Below are 19,294 nucleotides of genomic sequence, written 5' to 3'. Positions count from 1 at the left end.
GCAGAGCCATTTACCCGTATTGATCAAAAACAAAAAAAGGGCGCCGAAGCGCCCTTTTTAACCTGTCTGACTGATTTATTTGCCAAACATATCTTTTATCCAACCTGCTACGCCGTCGCTGTCTTTCTGCTCCTGCTCCTGCGGTTGCTGGGCCGGTTGCTGTTGCGGCTGTTGCTGCTGTTGCTGGTCAAACAGCTGTTGCTGCTGCTGAACCTGCTGCTGCTGTTGCTGACACAGCGCATTCGGATCCAGCGCCCACACCGGCAGAGAACGCCAGGTGCTGCTGCCCGTGCCACAGACAAAGTTACCGGCCGAATCCACATTCATCAGTGATACATCTTCCGGCGGCGTCAGCTGCAGCGGCATGGGTGCCTGATTGTCGAGGTAGCGACGATAGAGCTGCATCGCACCGCTGGCACCGTAGAGTTTGGTCGGCTGGTTGTTATCACGTCCTACCCAGGTGATCGCCACTTCTTTGCCATCAATACCGGCAAACCAGCTGTCCACCAGATCGTTGGTAGTACCGGTTTTGCCCGCCAGATGCGCATTCGGGAAACGCGCGCCCAGTGCACGGGCAGTACCGTGGTCAGCGACCTGTTGCATGGTGTAGAGCGTCAGATAAGCGGCCTGCGCCGGTTCCACACGCTGCGCCTGCGGATAGCTCTGATAGAGCACGCTGCCATCTTCTGCAATCACCGAACGCACCGCTGACAGCGACGCGCGATTGCCGCCGCTGGCGATCGACTGGAACGCCTGTGCCACTTCAACCGGCGTCAGGTTTAAAGCACCCAGCAGCATCGCCGGAACCGGATGCAGCTGCTCTTTCGGCACGCCCAGCTTGTTCCAGGTATCGACTACCGCATCCAGCCCCAGCGTCATACCGAGGTTAACCGTCGGCACGTTCATGGAGTTGGTCAGCGCGTCCACCAGCATCACTTTGCCGCTGAAGCGACGGTCGTCGTTCATCGGTTTCCAGATGGTGCCATTTGGCTGCTTCAGCGCAATCGGCTCATCGGCGATCCAGCTGTTCAGGCGATAGCTGTTTGGCTGGCTCAGCGCGGTGAGGTAGGTCGCCGGTTTCGCCAGGGAACCAATAGAGCGACGCGCCTGCAACGCACGGTTATAACCGGCATACTGCGGATCGGCACCGCCGACCATAGCACGGACTTCGCCGCTGAAGCGGTCAACCACCACCATTGCGGTTTCCAGATCCTTCAGACCACGCTGTTTTTTCAGCGTCGGAATGCCGTCAACCACCGCTTTTTCGGCCGCATCCTGCGAGACCGGATCCAGCGTGGTAAAGATCTTCACGCCGGAGAGATCTTTAATCTTGTCGCCCAGTTTCGCCTGAAGCTCGTTACGCACCATCTGCATAAAGGCAGGCTGTGGCGTGATCACACCGCCCTTCGGCTGCACGCCCAATGGACGCGCCGACAGCATGTCGTACAGCTCCTGGTCGATCACTTTCTGCTGCTGCAACAGGCGCAGCACCAGGTTGCGGCGTTCCAGCGCCAGTTTCGGGTTACGCCACGGGTTATAGAGCGACGCCCCTTTCACCATGCCAACCAGCATCGCCTGCTGATCCAGACTCAGCTCATCAACCGGACGGCCAAAGTAGTAGAGGCTCGCCAGCGGGAAGCCGCGAATCTGATCGCTGCCCGCCTGACCGAGATAGACCTCATTCAGGTAGAGCTCCAGGATGCGATCTTTGCTGTAGCGCGCATCCATGATCACCGCCATATAGGCTTCACGCGCTTTACGCCACAGCGAACGCTCATTGGTCAGGAACAGGTTCTTAACCAGCTGCTGCGTCAGCGTACTGCCACCCTGCACCGCTTTCCCGGCCGTGATGTTCGCCAGGAAGGCGCGACCAATGGAGTACGGACTGATGCCATCATGCTCATAGAAATGGCGATCTTCAGTGGCGATCAGCGTATCGACCAGCAAATCAGGGAAACCGGTGCGCGGCACGAAGAGTCGCTGTTCACCATTGGGTGACTGCAGCATGGTGATCAGACGCGGATCGAGGCGGAAAAAGCCAAAATCACGGCCGGTTTCGAGGTTTTTAATCTCGCTCAGCTCATCTTTGGTAAAGCTCATGCGCGCGTGGATTTGCCCCTCTTTACTGTCGGGGAAATCAAACGGGCGACGCAGCAGATCAATGGTGTTGCCCTTCACCGAAAACTCGCCAGGGCGGGTGATACGGGAGACTTCGCGATACTGAGTCCCTTCCAGCAGCGCCACCATTTCACTTTTGTTGTAGGCCATGCCCGGTTCCAGGCTGACCATGCGGCCATAGACGGTGGCAGGCAGTTGCCACACCTTACCGTCAATCCGGCTGCGAATTTCCGAGTCGAGGTAGATGCCCCATGCGACCATTACCACCACAAACACCAGGAACAGTTTAATTAACCATCCCAGCCAACGGCGTTTGCCGCGCGGCGGTTTTCCACCTTTACCTTTACGTGGCACCGGCGCTTCCTCCTCGTCATCATTAAAATCGTCCTGATCGATATCCTGTTCGATATCCCTGCGTCGTCCCCGGCCCGCACTGCTGCGCGGCGGCAACGGTTTACCTTTGCGCCCTATTGGTTCGCGATCGTTCCCAGACATTACTTTTCTTCTCCAGGCAGTGCTTACGGCAGCGCCGCTACTCTAACTGCTTTCTCGCGTGCCGCATGGCAGAACCCTCTGAATTCGATCCAGCGGACTCAACCCTGCGGGGACATTTTTTTGGTTCGCCTTGTTGGCAAGGCGGTGGCCGGATCCTCTGGCCAGAGGTGTTTCGGATAGCGTCCCTTCATCTCTTTCCTGACCTCCGGCCAGGCACCGCGCCAGAACGCCGCCAGATCGCGGGTGATCTGCAACGGACGCTGGGCGGGCGATAACAGCTCGAGCACCAGCGGGATGCGTCCTTCCGCCACGGTGGGATTCTGCGCTTCGCCAAACATCTCCTGAATCCTGACTGCCAGCGCGGGCGGCTTATCCGCATCGTAGCGGATTGGCAGCCGGCTTCCGGTCGGCACAGTGTAATGAGTTGGCAGCACAGTATCCAGCCGCTGACGTTGTGACCATGTGAGTAAATGTAAGAGCGCCGTGGTCAGGTTCACCGCCTGCAGGCTGCGCAGATCGCGCACTGCTGACATCTGCGGCAACAGCCACTGCGGCAGGCTCTCAAGCAGGCTTTCGTCATCCATGGCGGGCCAGCTCTCTTCCGGCAGCCACTGCGCCGCACACTGAATGCGTAGGCGCAACTGCCCGGCATCCGGCGTCCAGCCCAATACCGACAGACCTTTTTCGGCGATCCAGCGCAGCATAGCCGCGTGAAGCACGTCCGGCTCCGGGCGCGCCATCGGCTGGGTCTTCAGGATCAGGGCGCCAATCTGCTCACGTCTGAACGCACGCAGCGTGCCCTTCTCTTCATCCCACTCCACTTCGGTCCGACGCTCAATCAGCGCTGGCTGATGCTGGCATAGCATTTCAATATCGACCGGCAGTGCCAGCAACATCCGGGCATCCGGCGTCGCACTGCCCTGCAACAGGGCGGGTGTAATCAGCCATTCGTTGCGCGTCAGGCCATCCTGCTCATCGAGTCTGGCCCCCAGCCCGTTAGCCAGCTGATAGCGACCGCTCTGGTCGCGACGCCGCGCCAGCCGATCGCCAAACCCTACCGCCAGCAGGCCAGCGAAGCGATCTTCATCGACCCGTCCGCCCCGAATTTTAAGCCGCTGCTGCCACTGCTGCGCCCGCCGCTGCCATTGGGCCTGTGGCCGATGCAGCGCATCACGCAGATCGGCACTGCCGCTGCGCGGAGGATCTTCCAGAATCGCCACCAGCAGTGCGGCGCTGGCGACCGCATCCGGCTCATCGCCTGCGGCACAGAGCATAGCAGCAAGCCGCGGATCGCAACCCAGCTTTGCCATACGCCGTCCCAGCGTGTTAAGCAGGCCGTTGCTGTCCAGTGCACCCAGACAGGTCAGCTGTTGTTGCGCTGCCATCAGATTTCTGGCGGGCGGCTGATCCAGCCACTGCAGCTGTTGCGGCCCGGTACAGCCCCACTGCAACAGGTCCAGCCACAGCGACGAAAGGTCACTGTTAACCATTTCCGGTTCGCTCTGCGCCGCCGCACGAGACGCCTGCTCCTGCGGCAGAAGATGCAGACAGATCCCCGGCATCAGTCGCCCGGCGCGACCTGCGCGCTGGATCATTGATGCCTGGCTGATGCGCTGCGTCTGCAGACGCGTTACGCCGCTGCGGGCGTCAAACAGGGCGCTGCGTTCCAGCGCACTGTCGACTACCAGACGAATCCCTTCAATGGTCAGGCTGGTCTCGGCGATATTGGTGGCGAGTACCACTTTGCGACGTCCGGCGGCGGCGGGCAGGATCGCCCGTCGCTGCGCCGCCAGCGGCAGTGCGCCATAGAGCGGTGTCAGATCCACATCGTCACTAATGCGTGATTCCAGCTCGCGTTTCACGCGTTCAATTTCCGCCACGCCCGGCAGAAACAGCAGCAGGGAGCCGTCTTCGTCGCGCAGCAGCTGGGCGACTTCACGCGCGACCGCCTCTTCAAAGCGTACGTTCTGATTCAGCGACGCGTAACGCCGTTCAACCGGATAGCTGCGCCCTTCTGAAATAATCAGTGGCGCATCCGGCAGCAGCGCCGCCAGCCGGGCATTATCCAGCGTGGCCGACATCAGCATGATTTTAAGATCGTCGCGTAGCCCCTGCTGCACATCGAGCAGCAGCGCCAGCGCCAGGTCGGCCTGCAGGCTGCGCTCGTGAAATTCATCGAGGATCACCAGCGACACGCCCTCCAGCATCGGATCGTGCTGAAGCATGCGCGTGAGCATCCCTTCGGTGACCACTTCCAGCCGGGTTTCTGGCCCGACGCAGCTTTCGCCACGCATCCGGAATCCCACTGTGGCTCCCGGCTGTTCGCCGAGCTGTTCTGCCAGGCGCTGCGCCACATTACGTGCCGCCAGCCGGCGTGGCTCCAGCATAATGATGCGTCCCGGCAACGCCGCCTGCTGCAACAACTGCAGCGGCAGCCAGGTCGATTTGCCCGCGCCGGTAGGGGCGGCCAGCAGGATTTGAGAGGCGTCACGCAGCGCCGCCAGGATGTCAGGCAGCACCGCGCTGACCGGTAAATCGCTCACAGCAAACTCCGCTTCTGCCTGTGCTAAGATGGCGCGCATTGTAGCACGTGATATTTGCCGGAGAGCGCCATGGCGACACAACGCTTATTTTTTGCCATCAGCCTGCCTGACGAAATGCAGCAACAGCTGGTGCGCTGGCGGGCGCACACCTTTCCTGCAGAGGTCGGCCAGCCAGTGGTCGCAGCAAACCTGCACCTGACGCTGGCGTTTCTGGGTGAGGTCGCACCGGAAACCTCACAACGCCTGCAGACGCTGGCCTCCCGTATCGTCCAGCCCGGTTTCGATCTCGACCTGGATGATGCCGGGCACTGGCCGCGCCCCGGCGTGGTCTGGCTCGGCTGCCAGCGCGCGCCACGCGATCTGTTACAGCTCGCCAGCCTGCTGCGGGCCCAGGCCGCCCGGCATGGCTGTTATCAAAGCCCACAGCCGTTTCATCCGCACATCACGCTGTTACGCCAGGCCACCCAGCCGGTTGCATTACCGCCACGCGGTTTTCACTGGCGTTTTCGCGTCTCCACCTTTTCACTGTTCGCCTCTGACTATGCCAGAGGTCGTACCCGCTATCGCGCTCTGGCCAGCTGGCCGTTAACGTCTCAGGATCCGCATGCACTTCTCTCCGCCCCTTAAATCCGCCCGCCTGATCGCCCGTTACAAACGTTTCCTGGCCGATGTCGAGACGCCTGAGGGCGAGGTGCTGACGATTCATTGCGCCAACACCGGTGCCATGACCGGCTGCGCCACGCCGGGCGATCGGGTCTGGTATTCCACGTCCGACAGCCTGACGCGCAAATATCCCCACAGCTGGGAGCTGACCGAAACGCAGCAGGGCCACTGGATCTGCGTGAATACCCTGCGCGCGAATCAGCTGGTGGCTGAAGCGCTGGACCAGGATCGGTTGCCATCGCTGGCTGGTTATTCGCATCGACAGGCAGAAGTAAAATATGGCAGTGAAAAAAGCAGAATTGATTTCCTGCTCAAAGCAGAGGCACGGCGCAACTGCTATATTGAGGTGAAATCCGTAACCCTTTTACATGAAGGTAAAGGCTATTTTCCGGATGCGGTGACGATTCGAGGACAGAAACACCTGCGCGAGCTGGCGACAGTGGCGGCAGAGGGTCATCGGGCCGTTTTGTTGTTTGCCGTTTTGCACTCGGGGATTGAGGACGTTTCCCCGGCACGCCACATTGATGCGGCGTATGCAGAACAACTGGCTCAGGCGCAACGGGAAGGTGTAGAGGTTTTAGCGTATCAGGCAGACTTATCGGCGGAGGGAATGTTTCTTAAATCGCCGATCAACGTAACCTTGTAATATCTTTTGCAATTTTATGTGGTAAGAATGTTCTGAGCTAAGGGCTGATTACGCTGTTCCTCACAGGCTTGTCAAGGTGTGTTCATGAAGAATTGCCAACCCTGACTGCTTCTGTTATTTATAGCGGCCTGTTTTTTTCCCCAATGGGGGATCGATGTACCCCGCAGACGTCAGATGCAGGCCGGCAGCAACGCCCCTGCGGGACGTCAGTCAGAGGGTATAGTGCGTGTTATCCAGGAGAAGCAACATGCAAGAAGGTCAAAACCGTAAAACATCGTCCCTGAGTATTCTCGCTATCGCTGGCGTTGAGCCTTATCAGGTTAAGCCTGGCGAAGAGTATATGAACGACGCGCAGCTGACCCATTTTCGCAAGATTCTGGAAGCCTGGCGTAATCAATTGCGGGACGAAGTCGATCGTACCGTATCGCATATGCAGGATGAAGCTGCTAACTTCCCGGACCCGGTTGACCGTGCCGCGCAGGAAGAGGAGTTCAGCCTGGAGCTGCGTAACCGCGATCGCGAACGTAAACTGATTAAAAAGATCGAGAAGACGCTGAAGAAAGTTGAAGATGACGACTTCGGCTATTGCGATTCCTGTGGCGTTGAGATTGGTATCCGCCGTCTCGAAGCACGTCCTACTGCCGATCTCTGCATCGACTGTAAGACGTTAGCAGAAATTCGTGAGAAACAAATGGCCGGCTGATGCCGCGTCCATCCTGTTACCGCGCAGTGGAACAATGACTTTTTTGTCCACTGCGTGGTCACTTCTGAATCCTATGTCATCCTCCTGCATTGGTCGCTTCGCCCCTTCTCCCTCTGGTGAACTTCATTTTGGCTCGCTGATTGCTGCCCTGGGCAGTTACCTGAGCGCGCGCGCGCAAAACGGCATCTGGCGGGTGAGAATTGAAGATATCGATCCGCCGCGGGAAGTGCCGGGTGCCGCCAGCCGCATCCTGCATCAGCTGGAACACTATGGTTTGACGTGGGATGGCGAAGTGCTGTGGCAGTCGCAACGTCATGAGGCCTACCGTGACGCGCTCGCCTGGCTGCAGCAGCATCGTCAGAGCTATTTCTGCACCTGTCCCCGACGTCGCATTCAGGAGATTGGCGGTTTCTATGATGGTTACTGCCGTGAACGGCAACGCGGACCAGAGAATGCCGCGCTGCGTTTACGCCAGCATGCGCCGGTCTTTGCGTTTGAAGACCGATTACGCGGGTGCGTAGAGGCGGACAGACGTCTGGCACAGGAAGACTTTATTATTCACCGTCGTGATGGTTTGTTTGCCTACAACCTGGCGGTGGTCGTCGACGATCATTTTCAGGGCATTACCGAAGTGGTGCGCGGCGCAGATTTGATTGAGCCGACGGTACGGCAGATTGCACTTTATCAGCAGTTTGGCTGGCCGGTGCCGGCCTGGCTGCACCTGCCTCTGGCGCTTAATCACGATGGCAATAAGTTATCGAAGCAGAATCATGCTCCTTCCCTGCCTGATGGCGATGCCAGACCCCTGCTGGTAGCGGCATTACGCTTCCTCGGGCAGCCTGTTTCAGGTGGCTGGCAGGACTTAACGCAGGACAAACTGCTGTCTGATGCGGTAGCACAGTGGAATATCGCTTTGATGCCGCAACAGAACGCCCTGAAACCGGATGCATAGACAACAGCATTCTCAAACGGTTCTCAACAGGCTATGATTAGCCGCTGATTTTACCTACACCCTAATTGCCACTGTCGAGGTGTCCCATTTTTACCCGAGTAGCTAATTTTTGCCGAAAAGTCCTGAAGCGTGATGAAGAGGAAGCCCCTGCAGAGGTTGAACCAGAACGTCTGATGGCCATTATCCCTCGTGAAAGCCACAACATCTCACGTAAAGACATCAGCGAAAATGCCCTCAAAGTGCTCTATCGCCTGAATAAAGCCGGTTATGAAGCCTATCTGGTAGGCGGTGGCGTGCGCGATTTGCTACTGGGGCAAAAACCTAAAGATTTCGATGTGACCACCAACGCCACGCCTGAGCAGATGCGTAAGCTGTTCCGCAACTGTCGCCTGGTGGGTCGGCGTTTCCGTCTGGCTCACGTGATGTTTGGCCCGGAAGTGATCGAAGTCGCTACCTTCCGTGGCCATCATCAGGTTGAAGAGATCGCAGAAGATCGTAACAGTTCGCAGCGCGCCCAGAGCGGTATGCTGCTGCGCGATAATATCTTCGGCTCTATTGAAGATGATGCCCAGCGCCGCGATCTCACCATCAACAGCCTCTACTACAGCGTGGCTGATTTCAGCGTACGTGACTACGTTGGTGGCATCAGCGATCTCGAACAGGGCATCATTCGCCTGATTGGCGATCCGGAAACCCGCTACCGCGAAGATCCGGTTCGCATGCTGCGCGTCGCACGCTTTGCCGCCAAGCTCAATATGAGCATTGCGCCGGAAACCGCCGAGCCGATTCCACGTCTGGCCTCGCTGCTGCGTGATATTCCGCCCGCGCGTCTGTTTGAAGAGTCGCTGAAGCTATTGCAGGCAGGTTATGGCTACAGTACTTATCTCAAGCTGTGTGAATATCAGCTGTTCCAGCCGCTCTTCCCGACGCTGGCGCGCAACTTCACGGAAAACAGTGACAGCCACATGGAGCGGATGCTGGCACAGGTGCTGAAAAACACCGACAACCGCATTCATAATGATATGCGCGTGAATCCGGCGTTCCTGTTTGCTGCGATGTTCTGGTATCCGCAGCTTGAAGCGGCCGAACGCATTGCGCAGGAGAGTGGCCTGACCTACTTCGAAGCCTTTGCGATGGCGATGAACGATACGCTGGACGAAGCCTGCCGTGCGCTGGCAATTCCAAAACGTATTACCTCGCTGATCCGCGATATCTGGCTGCTGCAGTTGCGCATGTCACGCCGTCACGGTAAACGCGCCTGGAAGCTGATGGAGCATCCGAAATTCCGCGCTGCTTACGATCTGCTGGCGTTGCGTGCAGAAGTGGAAAATAACCCGGAACTGCTGCGTCTGAGCCAGTGGTGGGGGGAATTCCAGGTGGCTGCACCGCCGCATCAGAAAAACATGCTGAATAATCTGGGTGACGATCCGGTGCCGCGCAATAAATCACGCCGTCCGCGCCGCCGCTCTTCCGCACCACGTCGTGACAATCAAAACGTGTCATGACACGAGTTTACCTCGCATTAGGCAGTAATCTGGCCGACCCGCTGCATCAGGTTGATGCAGCGCTGACGGCACTGGATGCATTGCCGCAGACGCAACGTATCGCGACCTCGCCGTTCTACCGTACACCGCCTTATGGCCCGCCCGATCAGCCCGATTTTCTCAATGCCGCCGTGGCGCTGGAGACCCATCTCAGCGCAGAAACCCTGCTTGACCATACCCAGCAGATTGAGCGGGATCATGGGCGGGTGCGTAAGGCGGAACGCTGGGGGCCGCGCACGCTGGATATCGATCTGATGCTGTTTGGCGACGCAGCAATCAACACTGAGCGGCTGATTGTGCCGCACTACGACCTGCTGAATCGCGCCTTTATGCTGGTGCCACTGCTGGCGATTGCGCCCGATGCCCGCCTGCCCGATGGCCGCACACTCAGCACCGTTCTGGCCACCCTGGACAGTCGCAACATCACGCTGTGGCATGGCTGATCAGACAAACGTACATCTCTGATTCCGCTCTTTCACGCTATCCAGTAAACTGCGCCCATCAGAATTCCTGAGTTGAGAGCGCCATGAAACCCACCACGATTTCACATCTGCGTCAGGCGAAAGCCAGCGGTAAAAAATTCGCGACGCTGACCGCCTACGATTTCAGTTTTGCCCGCCTGTTTGCCGATGAAGGCATTCAGGTGCTGCTGGTTGGTGATTCCTTAGGGATGACGGTACAGGGGCACGACTCCACCCTGCCGGTCACGGTCAGCGATATCGCCTATCATACCGCTGCCGTGCGCCGTGGTGCGCCACAGGCCCTGCTGCTCGCCGATCTGCCCTTTATGAGTTATGCCACGCCACAGCAGACCTTTGAGAGTGCCGCACAGCTGATGCGTGCCGGTGCCAATATGGTGAAACTGGAAGGCGGCAGCTGGCTGGCTGAGACCGTACAGATGCTGACCGAACGCGCCGTGCCGGTGTGCGGTCATCTTGGCCTGACCCCGCAATCGGTCAATATCTTTGGCGGCTATAAAGTGCAGGGCCGTGATGAAGCCGGTGCCGATCAGCTGCTGGCCGATGCGCTGGCGCTGGAAGCGGCAGGCGCACAGCTGATGGTGCTGGAGTGCGTGCCGGTGTCGCTGGCCCAGCGGATCACCGAGGCGCTCACTATCCCGGTGATCGGCATCGGTGCCGGTAACGTCACCGATGGTCAGATTCTGGTGATGCATGACGCGCTGGGCGTGACCGGCGGCCACATTCCCAAATTTGCCAAAAATTTCCTGGCGGAGACCGGCGATGTTCGCGCGGCGATTCGCCACTATATCGCCGACGTCGAGGCCGGAACCTATCCGGCGGCAGAGCACAGTTTCCAGTAATTCAGGAGAGTCACCGTGTTGATTATTGAAACGCTGCTGATGCTGCGCAAGGAAGTCCGTCGCTGGCGTCAGCAGGGTAAACGCATTGCGCTGGTGCCGACCATGGGCAACCTGCATGAAGGCCATCTGACGCTGGTGGATGAAGCCCGGTCGCGCGGGGACATCGTCATTGTCTCGATATTCGTCAATCCGATGCAGTTCGATCGCGCCGATGATTTAGCCCGCTACCCGCGCACCCTGCAGGAAGATTGTGAAAAGCTGAACCGTCACCAGGTTGACGTGGTTTTTGCCCCGTCACCGGCTGAAGTCTATCCGCAGGGCGCGCAGAATCAGACCTTTGTTGAGGTGCCGGTGCTCTCTTCCCTGCTGGAAGGCGCGACGCGTCCAGGCCATTTTCGCGGCGTGGCGACCATCGTCAGCAAACTGTTTAATCTGGTGCAGCCCGATATTGCCTGTTTCGGTGAAAAGGATTTTCAGCAGCTGGCTATCATTCGTAAGATGGTAGCTGATATGGGCTTCGACATTGAGATTGTTGGCGTGCCAACAGTGCGGGCCAAAGATGGCCTGGCGCTGAGTTCGCGCAACGGCTACCTGACAGACGATGAGCGTAAGCTGGCACCGGTGCTGAGCCAGGTGATGCATCAGATGGCTCAGCAACTTGAGAACGGCGAGCGTCACATTGAAGAGATTATTGAGGCAGCCAGCGAGACACTGCTGGCACAGGGATTGCGTCCTGATGGCCTGGCAATCTGTGATGCGGACACGTTGCAGCCGCTGACGGTGGACAGCCAGCGTGCGGTGGTGCTGATGGCCGCCTGGCTGGGTAAAGCCCGACTGATTGATAATCAAACTGTTGACCTGACGCTGTAAGTACGCCCGCTGCAGGTTATTTTATTTCTCTGATAAGGTTTCTGGCTATGATTCGCACAGTTCTGCAAGGCAAATTGCACCGCGTAAAAGTGACGCAGGCGGACCTCAATTACGAAGGCTCCTGCGCTATCGATCAGGATTTCCTGGATGCTTCCGGCATTCTGCAATATGAAGCGATCGATATTTATAACGTCACTAACGGTCAGCGCTTCTCTACCTACGCTATCGCGGCTGAGCGTGGCTCGAAAATTATTTCGGTCAACGGTGCTGCTGCCCGCTGCGCCTGCGAAGGCGATATTTTAATTATCTGCTCGTATGTGCAGGTTGAGGATGCCGTCGCGCGTCAATGGCAGCCTAAGGTCGCCTATTTTGAAGGTGACAACCAGATGAAGCGTCTGGCGAAAGCATTGCCGGTACAAATCGCCTGAGTAATCCATCAGCTGACAAAAAAGGGCCGCCATTGAAATGGGCGGCCCTTTTTATTTCTGCTTCTGCAATTAAACCGCTTTGGTTGTCATCGGCTTCGATGACTTTTTCATCGCAGGCAGGTTTCAGGATGATTTCGAGGTCAGGGAGAACCGTCGTTCGGGTTGTTTTTCACTCACCAAAAAAAAGCCACGCCCTTATCGCAGCGTGGCCCTTACTATTCAACGTATTGTCAGGTGCGCAGTCCGCGTCCGCGCTGAATCAGCGCATAGACCAGCCAGTAGAATACCAGAATAAAGGCCACCAGTACCGAGAGCGTAAACACCAGCGGCACATCATTAATGCCCAGGAAGCCATAACGGAATCCGCTAATCATATAAACGATTGGATTCAGTTTAGAGATAGCCTGCCAGATTGGCGGCAGCAGACTCAGCGAATAGAATACGCCGCCCAGATAGGTCAGTGGCGTCAGCACAAAGGTCGGGATCAGGCTGATGTCGTCAAAGGTGCGCGCAAAGACGGCGTTGAGCAAACCGGCCAGTGAAAACAGAATCGCGGTCAGCAGCAGCGTAATCGCCACCATCGACCAGGAGTGCACGTGGAACGGCACAAAGAACAGCGAAATAGCCGTCACCAGAATGCCGACGCAGACGCCACGCGCCACACCGCCGCCCACATAGCCGGCAATGATAATGTGGGTCGGCACGGGTGCAACGAGCAGTTCTTCAATGTTGCGCTGGAACTTGGCACTGAAGAAGGACGATGCCACATTGGCGTAGGCATTGGTGATCACCGCCATCATGATCAATCCCGGCACAATAAACTGCATATAGCTGAAGCCGTGCATCTCACCAATGCGCGACCCGATCAGGTTGCCAAAGATGATGAAATAGAGCGTCATGGTGATGACCGGCGGCACCAGCGTCTGGATCCAGATACGGGCGAAACGGTTAACTTCTTTGGCCCAGATGCTTTTCAGCGCCACCCAGTACAAATGTGTCATGCTTTTGCTCCTGTTTTTCCCTGCGTCGTCAGGCCAACGAACAGCTCTTCAAGACGGTTGGCTTTATTGCGCATACTCAGCACCTGCACACCCTGCGCACTTAACTGACTGAACACGCTGTTAAGGCCCTGCTCACGCAGCACTTCCACTTCCAGCGTTGAAGTATCGGTCAGCCGGTACTGGAACCCCTCCAGCCTGGGCAGCGGACTGCGCGGCGCCAGATCCAGGATAAAGGTTTCTGATTTGAGCTTGGACAGCAGTTCTTTCATCGAGGTGTTTTCCACCAGCTCACCGCTCTGGATGATGCCGATGTTGCGGCACAGCATCTCGGCTTCTTCCAGATAGTGGGTAGTGAGAATGATGGTAGTGCCTTTGGCATTGAGATCTTTCAGGAACACCCACATTGAGCGACGCAGTTCGATATCCACGCCAGCCGTTGGCTCATCCAGAATCAACAGTTTTGGCTCGTGCATCAGTGCACGGGCGATCATCAGGCGGCGCTTCATCCCGCCGGAGAGCATGCGCGCACGCTCAGTGCGTTTGCTCCACAGGTCGAGCTGCTTCAGATACTTTTCCGCACGCTCATTGGCTTCACGACGCTCAACGCCGTAGTAACCCGCCTGATTCACGACGATCTGCATCACCGTCTCAAACGGGTTGAAGTTAAACTCCTGCGGCACCAGCCCGAGCTGGCGCTTGGCATTCACCACATCTTTTTCCAGATCGTAGCCAAACACCCGCACGCTGCCTTCGGATTTGTTTACCAGCGAACTGATAATCCCGATGGTGGTCGATTTACCGGCACCGTTTGGCCCCAGCAACGCATAAAAGTCACCCGCTTCAACGTTAAGATCAATGCCCTTCAGCGCCTGCACGCCGCCGGGATAGGTCTTAGTCAGCCGGGAAAGTTCCAGTGCATAAGTCATTCTGCATCCATACCCTGTTTTGATGGCATTGCAATGCCGTTTAAATTTATCAGGCCCTGGCATATAGTACGCGCGCGCACTTTGCGCAGTAACCGGTCGCTCAACGCCATGACAGACATCAATACCCTGATCAGAAACAACCGCGAATGGTCAAAACTGCTGGTTGAAGAAGATCCCAGTTTTTTTGAGCGGCTCGCCCAGGCACAAAAACCGCGCTTCCTGTGGATTGGCTGTTCTGACAGCCGTGTCCCTGCCGAACGTCTGACCGGACTGGAGCCAGGCGAACTCTTTGTTCACCGCAACGTCGCCAATCTGGTAATCCACACCGATCTGAACTGTCTGTCCGTGGTGCAGTACGCTATCGAAGTGCTGGAAGTGGAACACGTTATCGTATGCGGCCACTACGGCTGCGGCGGCGTGCAGGCGGCGATGGATAACCCGGAGCTGGGATTAATCGACAACTGGCTGCTGCACATCCGCGACCTCTGGTACAAGCATAGCGTGTTGCTGGGGGAACTCCCGCCGGATAAGCGCCTGGACAAACTGTGCGAAATCAACGTTATTGAACAGGTCTATAACCTGGGGCACTCGACCGTTCTGCAATCTGCCTGGAAACGTGGCAAGGATGTCTCCCTGCACGGCTGGGTTTACGGCATTCAGGATGGCTGCCTGCGTAACCTGGATGTCACGGCAAACAGCCGGGAGATCCTTGAACAGCGCTATCGTCACGGCATTGCTAATCTGCAGATGAACGGCGAGGCCTGAGCCGATCGCGGCGTAAAGCGCGACATAGCCTACACCAGGCAACCGGTGCAGGCCTTGGAAGAATGTGCGGTCAGAGCAGTATCAGGATTCCAGCGGCACCACTTTGCCGATGTAAGGCAGATGGCGATAGTGCTGAGCGTAGTCGATACCAAAGCCCACCACAAACTCATCCGGAATCGCAAAGCCGACATACTCGACATTGACTTCAACTTCACGGCGCTCAGGCTTATCCAGCAGGGTACAGATCGCCAGTGATTTTGGCTGACGCAGCTGCAGAATCTCACGCACTTTGCTCAGGGTGTTACCGGAGTCGATGATATCTTCGACGATCAGCACATCCTTGCCACGAATGTCTTCATCCAGATCTTTCAGGATTTTCACATCACGCGTGCTGGACATGCCGCTGCCGTAACTGGACGCCGTCATAAAGTCGACTTCATGCGGCACATCAATGGCGCGACAGAGATCAGCCATGAACATGAATGAGCCGCGCAGCAGCCCCACCAGCACCATATCGCTGCCGCTGTCGCGGTAGTGCTCGTTAATCTCTTTCCCCAGTTCAGCGATGCGCGTGGCGATTGCCTGTTCAGGGATCATCACTTCAACAGTGTGTTTCATTGCGTTCAGCCCGGTTACGTCAGAAAAGCCCCGAAGTCTATCACAGACGCCGCAGCGACGACTGTGCGACCCTGTATGCAAACGATTACGTCGCAAAAATTATTACCTGTGGCCTTTAAGTCACTGAAAGGCGCATTACCTTAGAACATTCTGGCATTTACCAGCATGATTCGCTGCGTGGTAGCCTTTATCCAACAGATCGTTACCCTACTCGCGCCGCTGGCCGGAGATCACAATGACTTCATCATCAAGCAAAAAGACGCATATCGGCGACAGGCCGCTGCACCCCGAAACCCAGATGCTGAACTATGGCTATGATCCCCGCCTCTCTGAAGGTGCGGTAAAGCCGCCGGTGTTTCTGACATCGACCTTTGTCTTTGACAGCGCCGAAGAGGGACGGGATTTCTTTGATTACGTCTCTGGTCGTCGTGAGCCGCCGGAAGGCAAATCGGGCGGGCTGGTCTATTCGCGCTTTAACCATCCGAACAGCGAAATTGTTGAAGACCGGCTGGCGGTCTATGAGCAGGCAGAGAGCTGTTCACTCTTCTCTTCCGGGATGGCCGCTATCTCCACGGCCCTGCTGACGTTTGCCCGCCCGGGCGAGGTGATCCTGCACTCCCAGCCCCTGTATGGCGGCACCGAAACGCTGCTCAGCAAAACACTGCACAATCTGGATATTAAAGCAGTTGGTTTCAGCGACGGGAATGATGAAGTCAGGGTGCGCGAAGCCGCTCAGCAGGCGATGGCCCAGGGCCGGGTGGCGGTCATCCTGATTGAAACACCCGCAAATCCGACTAACAGCCTGGTCAATATCCGCCTGATGGCGCGCATTGCCGATGAAATTGACCAGCAACAGGGTTCACGACCGATTATCGCCTGTGATAACACCCTGCTCGGCCCGCTGTTCCAGCAGCCGCTGACGCTGGGCGCGGATCTGTCACTCTACTCACTGACCAAATATGTTGGCGGTCACTCTGACCTGATTGCGGGTGCCGCGATGGGCAGTAAAGCGCTGATGGCGAAAGTGCGCGCCCTGCGCAGCGCCATTGGTACGCAGCTGGACCCGCACTCAAGCTGGATGCTCAGCCGCTCGCTGGAAACGCTGTCGCTGCGGATGGAGAAAGCCTTTCACAATGCAGAAGCGGTCGCGGCCTTTCTGCGCGATCACCCGAAAGTGGCGAAGCTGCACTGGCTGCCCTATCTGGATGCGGAGAGCGCCGAAGGGAAAACCTATCGCGAGCAGTGCAGCGGCGCGGGTTCGACCTTCTCGTTCGATATCGTCGGCGATCAGCCCGCTGCGTTCCGTTTTCTCAATGCGCTGTCGCTGTTCAAACAGGCGGTGAGCCTGGGCGGAACCGAGTCGCTGGCCAGCCATCCTGGCAGCACCACCCACTCCGGCGTGCCGCAGGCGGTGCGTCAGCGTATTGGTATCACTGACGCCACGGTGCGGCTGTCGATTGGCATCGAGAACGCCGGTGACCTGATTGAAGACATCAGACTGGCGCTGGATCAGGCGTAATCAGCTCACGGTAAAGCCCAGCATCATGCCAGTATCTTCATGCTCCAGCAGATGACAGTGGGCCATGTAAGCGTGTTCGGCGGCAGCGACATAGTTGAAGCGCACCAGCACTTCACTGCGCCAGCCGTCGACATTCACCATATCTTTCCAGCCCTGCCGATGCGGGGCGGGCGGTTTGCCGTTCTCGGAGAGAATGCGGAACTGGGTGCCGTGAATATGGAAGGGATGCAGCATGGCGTCGCCTTCTCCTGAAATCGTCCACTTCTCATAATCACCCAGCTTCACCGCAAATGACGGCTTTGTCATATCAAAAGCCTGGCCGTTGATCTTATTGCCATTGCGGAAATCGTAACTGGCGGGCTTCGCCATGCCGTGCATGCTGTGATCCATCCCTTCCATGTTTTCCATCGGCGGCATCGGCCCGGCAGCCGTTTTCTCCGGCATCGAATGATGACCGCCCTTGCCCATCGCTTTCTCGCCGTAGCGCTGCATCAGCGCCTGCATCCCCTGCTGGTCCAGCTGCGGGTCCATCATCAGCTGCAGCCAGCGTGTCGTCAGTCCGTCGGTGGCGGGAAGCGCAGGCAGCGTCGCCAGCTTATCCGGCAGCGTGGCGCTGGCCATCACCCGCAGCGGCAGGATCTGTACCAGCGGCAGCGGCTGGTCAAACGGCGGCAGCGTCATGCCCATCTGTTCGGTCGGCAGCGTAACCAGATCAAACGCTTTACCGTCAGAAGTATCGATCATCACCTCAAAACGCTCGCCCGGCAGCATCGGCAGTGCGCCGAGCTTCACCGGTTCAGCCAGCAGGCCACCGTCGCTGGCGATCACATAAAGAGGACGTTTATCACTGGCGGCAACGTGCAGCGAACGGGCATTACAGCCGTTCAGCAGACGCAGACGCAGCCAGCCGCGCGGCACCGCATGCTGCGGATACTGCACGCCGTTGGTCAGCATCATGTCGCCAAACCAGCCCACGGCTGCGCGCATTACGTCGAGCTGATAATCGATCCGGCCGCCATCTTTACTCAGCTGCTTATCCTGGAAAATCAGTGGCACATCATCCACGCCCCACTGCACAGGCAGGCGCAGTGTGCCGCTCTCCTTATCTTCCAGCAAAATCAGTCCCGCGAGTCCGTGTGCGACCTGATGCCCGGTTTTGCCATGCAGATGCGGATGATACCAGCAGGTTGCGGCGGGCTGGTCAGGGGTAAAAGAGACCTGACGCGAAGCACCAGGCGCAATCACGGCCTGCGGACCGCCATCTACCGCGCCGGGGATTTCCAGCCCGTGCCAGTGCAGGGTAGTCGCTTCGCTGAGTCGATTATGGATGTTCACCGTCACCGGTTTGCCACTCTGCAACTTCAGCACCGGTCCCAGCAGGCTGCCGTTATAGCCCCAGGTCGGCACGGCTTTGCCATTCCACTGCGAGGTGCCCTGCATCGCGGTAAGGCTGTAGCTGCCCCTGGCATCCGCTTCCAGCAGTGATGGAATCGGCAGCAGCGGACGGGTGGCTGCCATCAGCGAACGGCTCCAGAGCGGCAAGGCTCCGGCTGCACTCAGTGCGGCGGTAAGTTTCAGGAAGTGACGACGTTGCATGGTGATCATCCTTGTGACATCAGAGCGTACAGCCTAAACCCTGACCTTATGGGAAGGTCAAGTGTTAGCCGTGAGAATCTGATGAAAAAAGGCGGTGCAGCGGCTCACAGCGCCAAATTAATCGAAAACCTGAGAATAACTGTGCTAACGTCATGAGCAATATCCATTGAAGAGAACGACTATGAAGCAAAGCATCAAGATCCTGCTGCTGACGGGACTCCTTGGCTTCTCCTCCACCAGTTTTGCCCTAAGCGAATCCGAAGCGGAAGATCTGGCCGATCTCACGGCGGTTTTCGTCTATCTGAAAAATGATTGTGGCTATCAGGATTTACCGGACGCACAGATTCGCAAAGCGCTGGTCTTTTTTGCTCAGCAGAACCGCTGGGATTTAAGTAACTACAGCAACTACAACATGAAAGCGCTGGGTGAAGACAGCTATCGCGATCTCAGCGGCATCGCCATCACCAATGACAAAAAGTGCAAGTCACTGGCCCGTGATTCACTGAGCCTGCTGGCCTACGTCAGGTAATTACTCTGCCCTCTGCTGCCGGACATTGACCGTGCAACCACGGTCAGTGTTAGCTAT

18 protein-coding genes are annotated in these 19,294 nt (G+C 57.6%); 12 read left to right on the top strand and 6 right to left on the bottom strand.

All coding sequences use genetic code 11. The features are described from left to right. Window positions 1–75: 75 nt before the first annotated feature. On the bottom strand, window positions 76–2,613 hold the full coding sequence (gene mrcB / locus NIM72_RS15670; RefSeq protein WP_253421118.1) for a bifunctional glycosyl transferase/transpeptidase: 2,538 nt from the start codon (window positions 2,611–2,613) through the stop codon (window positions 76–78). 98 nt (window positions 2,614–2,711) lie between these two features. Beyond that, window positions 2,712–5,195, bottom strand: coding sequence for an ATP-dependent helicase HrpB (gene hrpB / locus NIM72_RS15665; protein WP_253421116.1), 2,484 nt, complete (start codon window positions 5,193–5,195; stop codon window positions 2,712–2,714). Window positions 5,196–5,225: 30 nt separating this feature from the next. Here hrpB and thpR point away from each other — a divergent pair, with 30 nt between their 5' ends. The 9 genes from thpR (at window position 5,226) to panD (ending at window position 12,283) form a co-directional block, all read left to right on the top strand. Then, complete coding sequence (thpR, locus tag NIM72_RS15660; RefSeq protein WP_253421114.1) at window positions 5,226–5,783, top strand: RNA 2',3'-cyclic phosphodiesterase; 558 nt, start codon at window positions 5,226–5,228, stop codon at window positions 5,781–5,783. Further along, window positions 5,761–6,465, top strand: a complete 705-nt coding sequence (gene sfsA, locus NIM72_RS15655; protein WP_253421112.1) for a DNA/RNA nuclease SfsA — start codon at window positions 5,761–5,763, stop codon at window positions 6,463–6,465. The genes thpR and sfsA overlap by 23 nt, the downstream gene beginning before the upstream one ends. 247 nt (window positions 6,466–6,712) lie before the next feature. Then, window positions 6,713–7,168: an RNA polymerase-binding protein DksA gene (dksA, locus tag NIM72_RS15650; protein WP_008925615.1), complete on the top strand. Its 456-nt coding sequence runs from the start codon at window positions 6,713–6,715 to the stop codon at window positions 7,166–7,168. A gap of 73 nt (window positions 7,169–7,241) precedes the next feature. Then, window positions 7,242–8,120 (top strand): tRNA glutamyl-Q(34) synthetase GluQRS, encoded by an 879-nt coding sequence (gluQRS, locus tag NIM72_RS15645; protein ID WP_161731535.1) that lies wholly within the window; start codon window positions 7,242–7,244, stop codon window positions 8,118–8,120. An 86-nt stretch (window positions 8,121–8,206) separates the two neighbouring features. After that, complete coding sequence (gene pcnB / locus NIM72_RS15640) at window positions 8,207–9,625, top strand: polynucleotide adenylyltransferase PcnB (RefSeq protein ID WP_222925499.1); 1,419 nt, start codon at window positions 8,207–8,209, stop codon at window positions 9,623–9,625. After that, on the top strand, window positions 9,622–10,107 hold the full coding sequence (gene folK / locus NIM72_RS15635; protein ID WP_253421110.1) for a 2-amino-4-hydroxy-6-hydroxymethyldihydropteridine diphosphokinase: 486 nt from the start codon (window positions 9,622–9,624) through the stop codon (window positions 10,105–10,107). The genes pcnB and folK overlap by 4 nt, the downstream gene beginning before the upstream one ends. A gap of 83 nt (window positions 10,108–10,190) precedes the next feature. Next, complete coding sequence (panB, locus tag NIM72_RS15630; RefSeq protein WP_253421108.1) at window positions 10,191–10,985, top strand: 3-methyl-2-oxobutanoate hydroxymethyltransferase; 795 nt, start codon at window positions 10,191–10,193, stop codon at window positions 10,983–10,985. A gap of 15 nt (window positions 10,986–11,000) precedes the next feature. After that, entirely contained in the window at window positions 11,001–11,855 is an 855-nt protein-coding gene (gene panC / locus NIM72_RS15625; protein ID WP_253421106.1) for a pantoate--beta-alanine ligase, read from the top strand. A gap of 47 nt (window positions 11,856–11,902) precedes the next feature. After that, the gene (gene panD, locus NIM72_RS15620) at window positions 11,903–12,283 is read left to right on the top strand and encodes an aspartate 1-decarboxylase (RefSeq protein ID WP_013356815.1); all 381 of its coding nucleotides are present in this window, start codon (window positions 11,903–11,905) and stop codon (window positions 12,281–12,283) included. Window positions 12,284–12,513: 230 nt separating this feature from the next. Here panD and NIM72_RS15615 read toward each other — a convergent pair whose 3' ends face one another. Together NIM72_RS15615 and NIM72_RS15610 are read right to left on the bottom strand one after the other, a co-directional pair. Then, complete coding sequence (locus NIM72_RS15615) at window positions 12,514–13,284, bottom strand: ABC transporter permease (protein ID WP_161731545.1); 771 nt, start codon at window positions 13,282–13,284, stop codon at window positions 12,514–12,516. Continuing rightward, window positions 13,281–14,210 carry an ABC transporter ATP-binding protein gene (locus NIM72_RS15610; protein WP_161731547.1) on the bottom strand — a complete coding sequence of 310 codons (930 nt, stop codon included), beginning with the start codon at window positions 14,208–14,210 and terminating at the stop codon, window positions 13,281–13,283. Before NIM72_RS15610 ends, NIM72_RS15615 begins: the two co-directional genes overlap by 4 nt. Before the next feature lie 108 nt (window positions 14,211–14,318). Here NIM72_RS15610 and can point away from each other — a divergent pair, with 108 nt between their 5' ends. Then, window positions 14,319–14,975, top strand: coding sequence for a carbonate dehydratase (can, locus tag NIM72_RS15605; protein WP_033784496.1), 657 nt, complete (start codon window positions 14,319–14,321; stop codon window positions 14,973–14,975). 81 nt (window positions 14,976–15,056) lie between these two features. Here can and hpt read toward each other — a convergent pair whose 3' ends face one another. Beyond that, the gene (hpt, locus tag NIM72_RS15600) at window positions 15,057–15,593 is read right to left on the bottom strand and encodes a hypoxanthine phosphoribosyltransferase (RefSeq protein WP_105099563.1); all 537 of its coding nucleotides are present in this window, start codon (window positions 15,591–15,593) and stop codon (window positions 15,057–15,059) included. 235 nt (window positions 15,594–15,828) lie between these two features. Between hpt and NIM72_RS15595 the strand changes: the two genes are divergently transcribed. Continuing rightward, window positions 15,829–17,112 (top strand): cystathionine gamma-synthase family protein, encoded by a 1,284-nt coding sequence (locus tag NIM72_RS15595; RefSeq protein ID WP_253421104.1) that lies wholly within the window; start codon window positions 15,829–15,831, stop codon window positions 17,110–17,112. Here NIM72_RS15595 and cueO read toward each other — a convergent pair whose 3' ends face one another. Then, window positions 17,113–18,708: a multicopper oxidase CueO gene (gene cueO, locus NIM72_RS15590; protein WP_161731551.1), complete on the bottom strand. Its 1,596-nt coding sequence runs from the start codon at window positions 18,706–18,708 to the stop codon at window positions 17,113–17,115. It abuts the gene before it with no gap. A gap of 181 nt (window positions 18,709–18,889) precedes the next feature. Between cueO and NIM72_RS15585 the strand changes: the two genes are divergently transcribed. Next, window positions 18,890–19,237, top strand: a complete 348-nt coding sequence (locus tag NIM72_RS15585; RefSeq protein WP_150010759.1) for a YacC family pilotin-like protein — start codon at window positions 18,890–18,892, stop codon at window positions 19,235–19,237. Window positions 19,238–19,294 lie beyond the last annotated feature (57 nt).

The sequence above is a fragment of the Pantoea sp. B550 genome, from assembly GCF_024158165.1.
Lineage (GTDB): Bacteria > Pseudomonadota > Gammaproteobacteria > Enterobacterales > Enterobacteriaceae > Pantoea > Pantoea alfalfae.
Note: the sequence above shows the minus strand (reverse complement) of the source record. Positions and strands in the feature narration are given on the sequence as shown.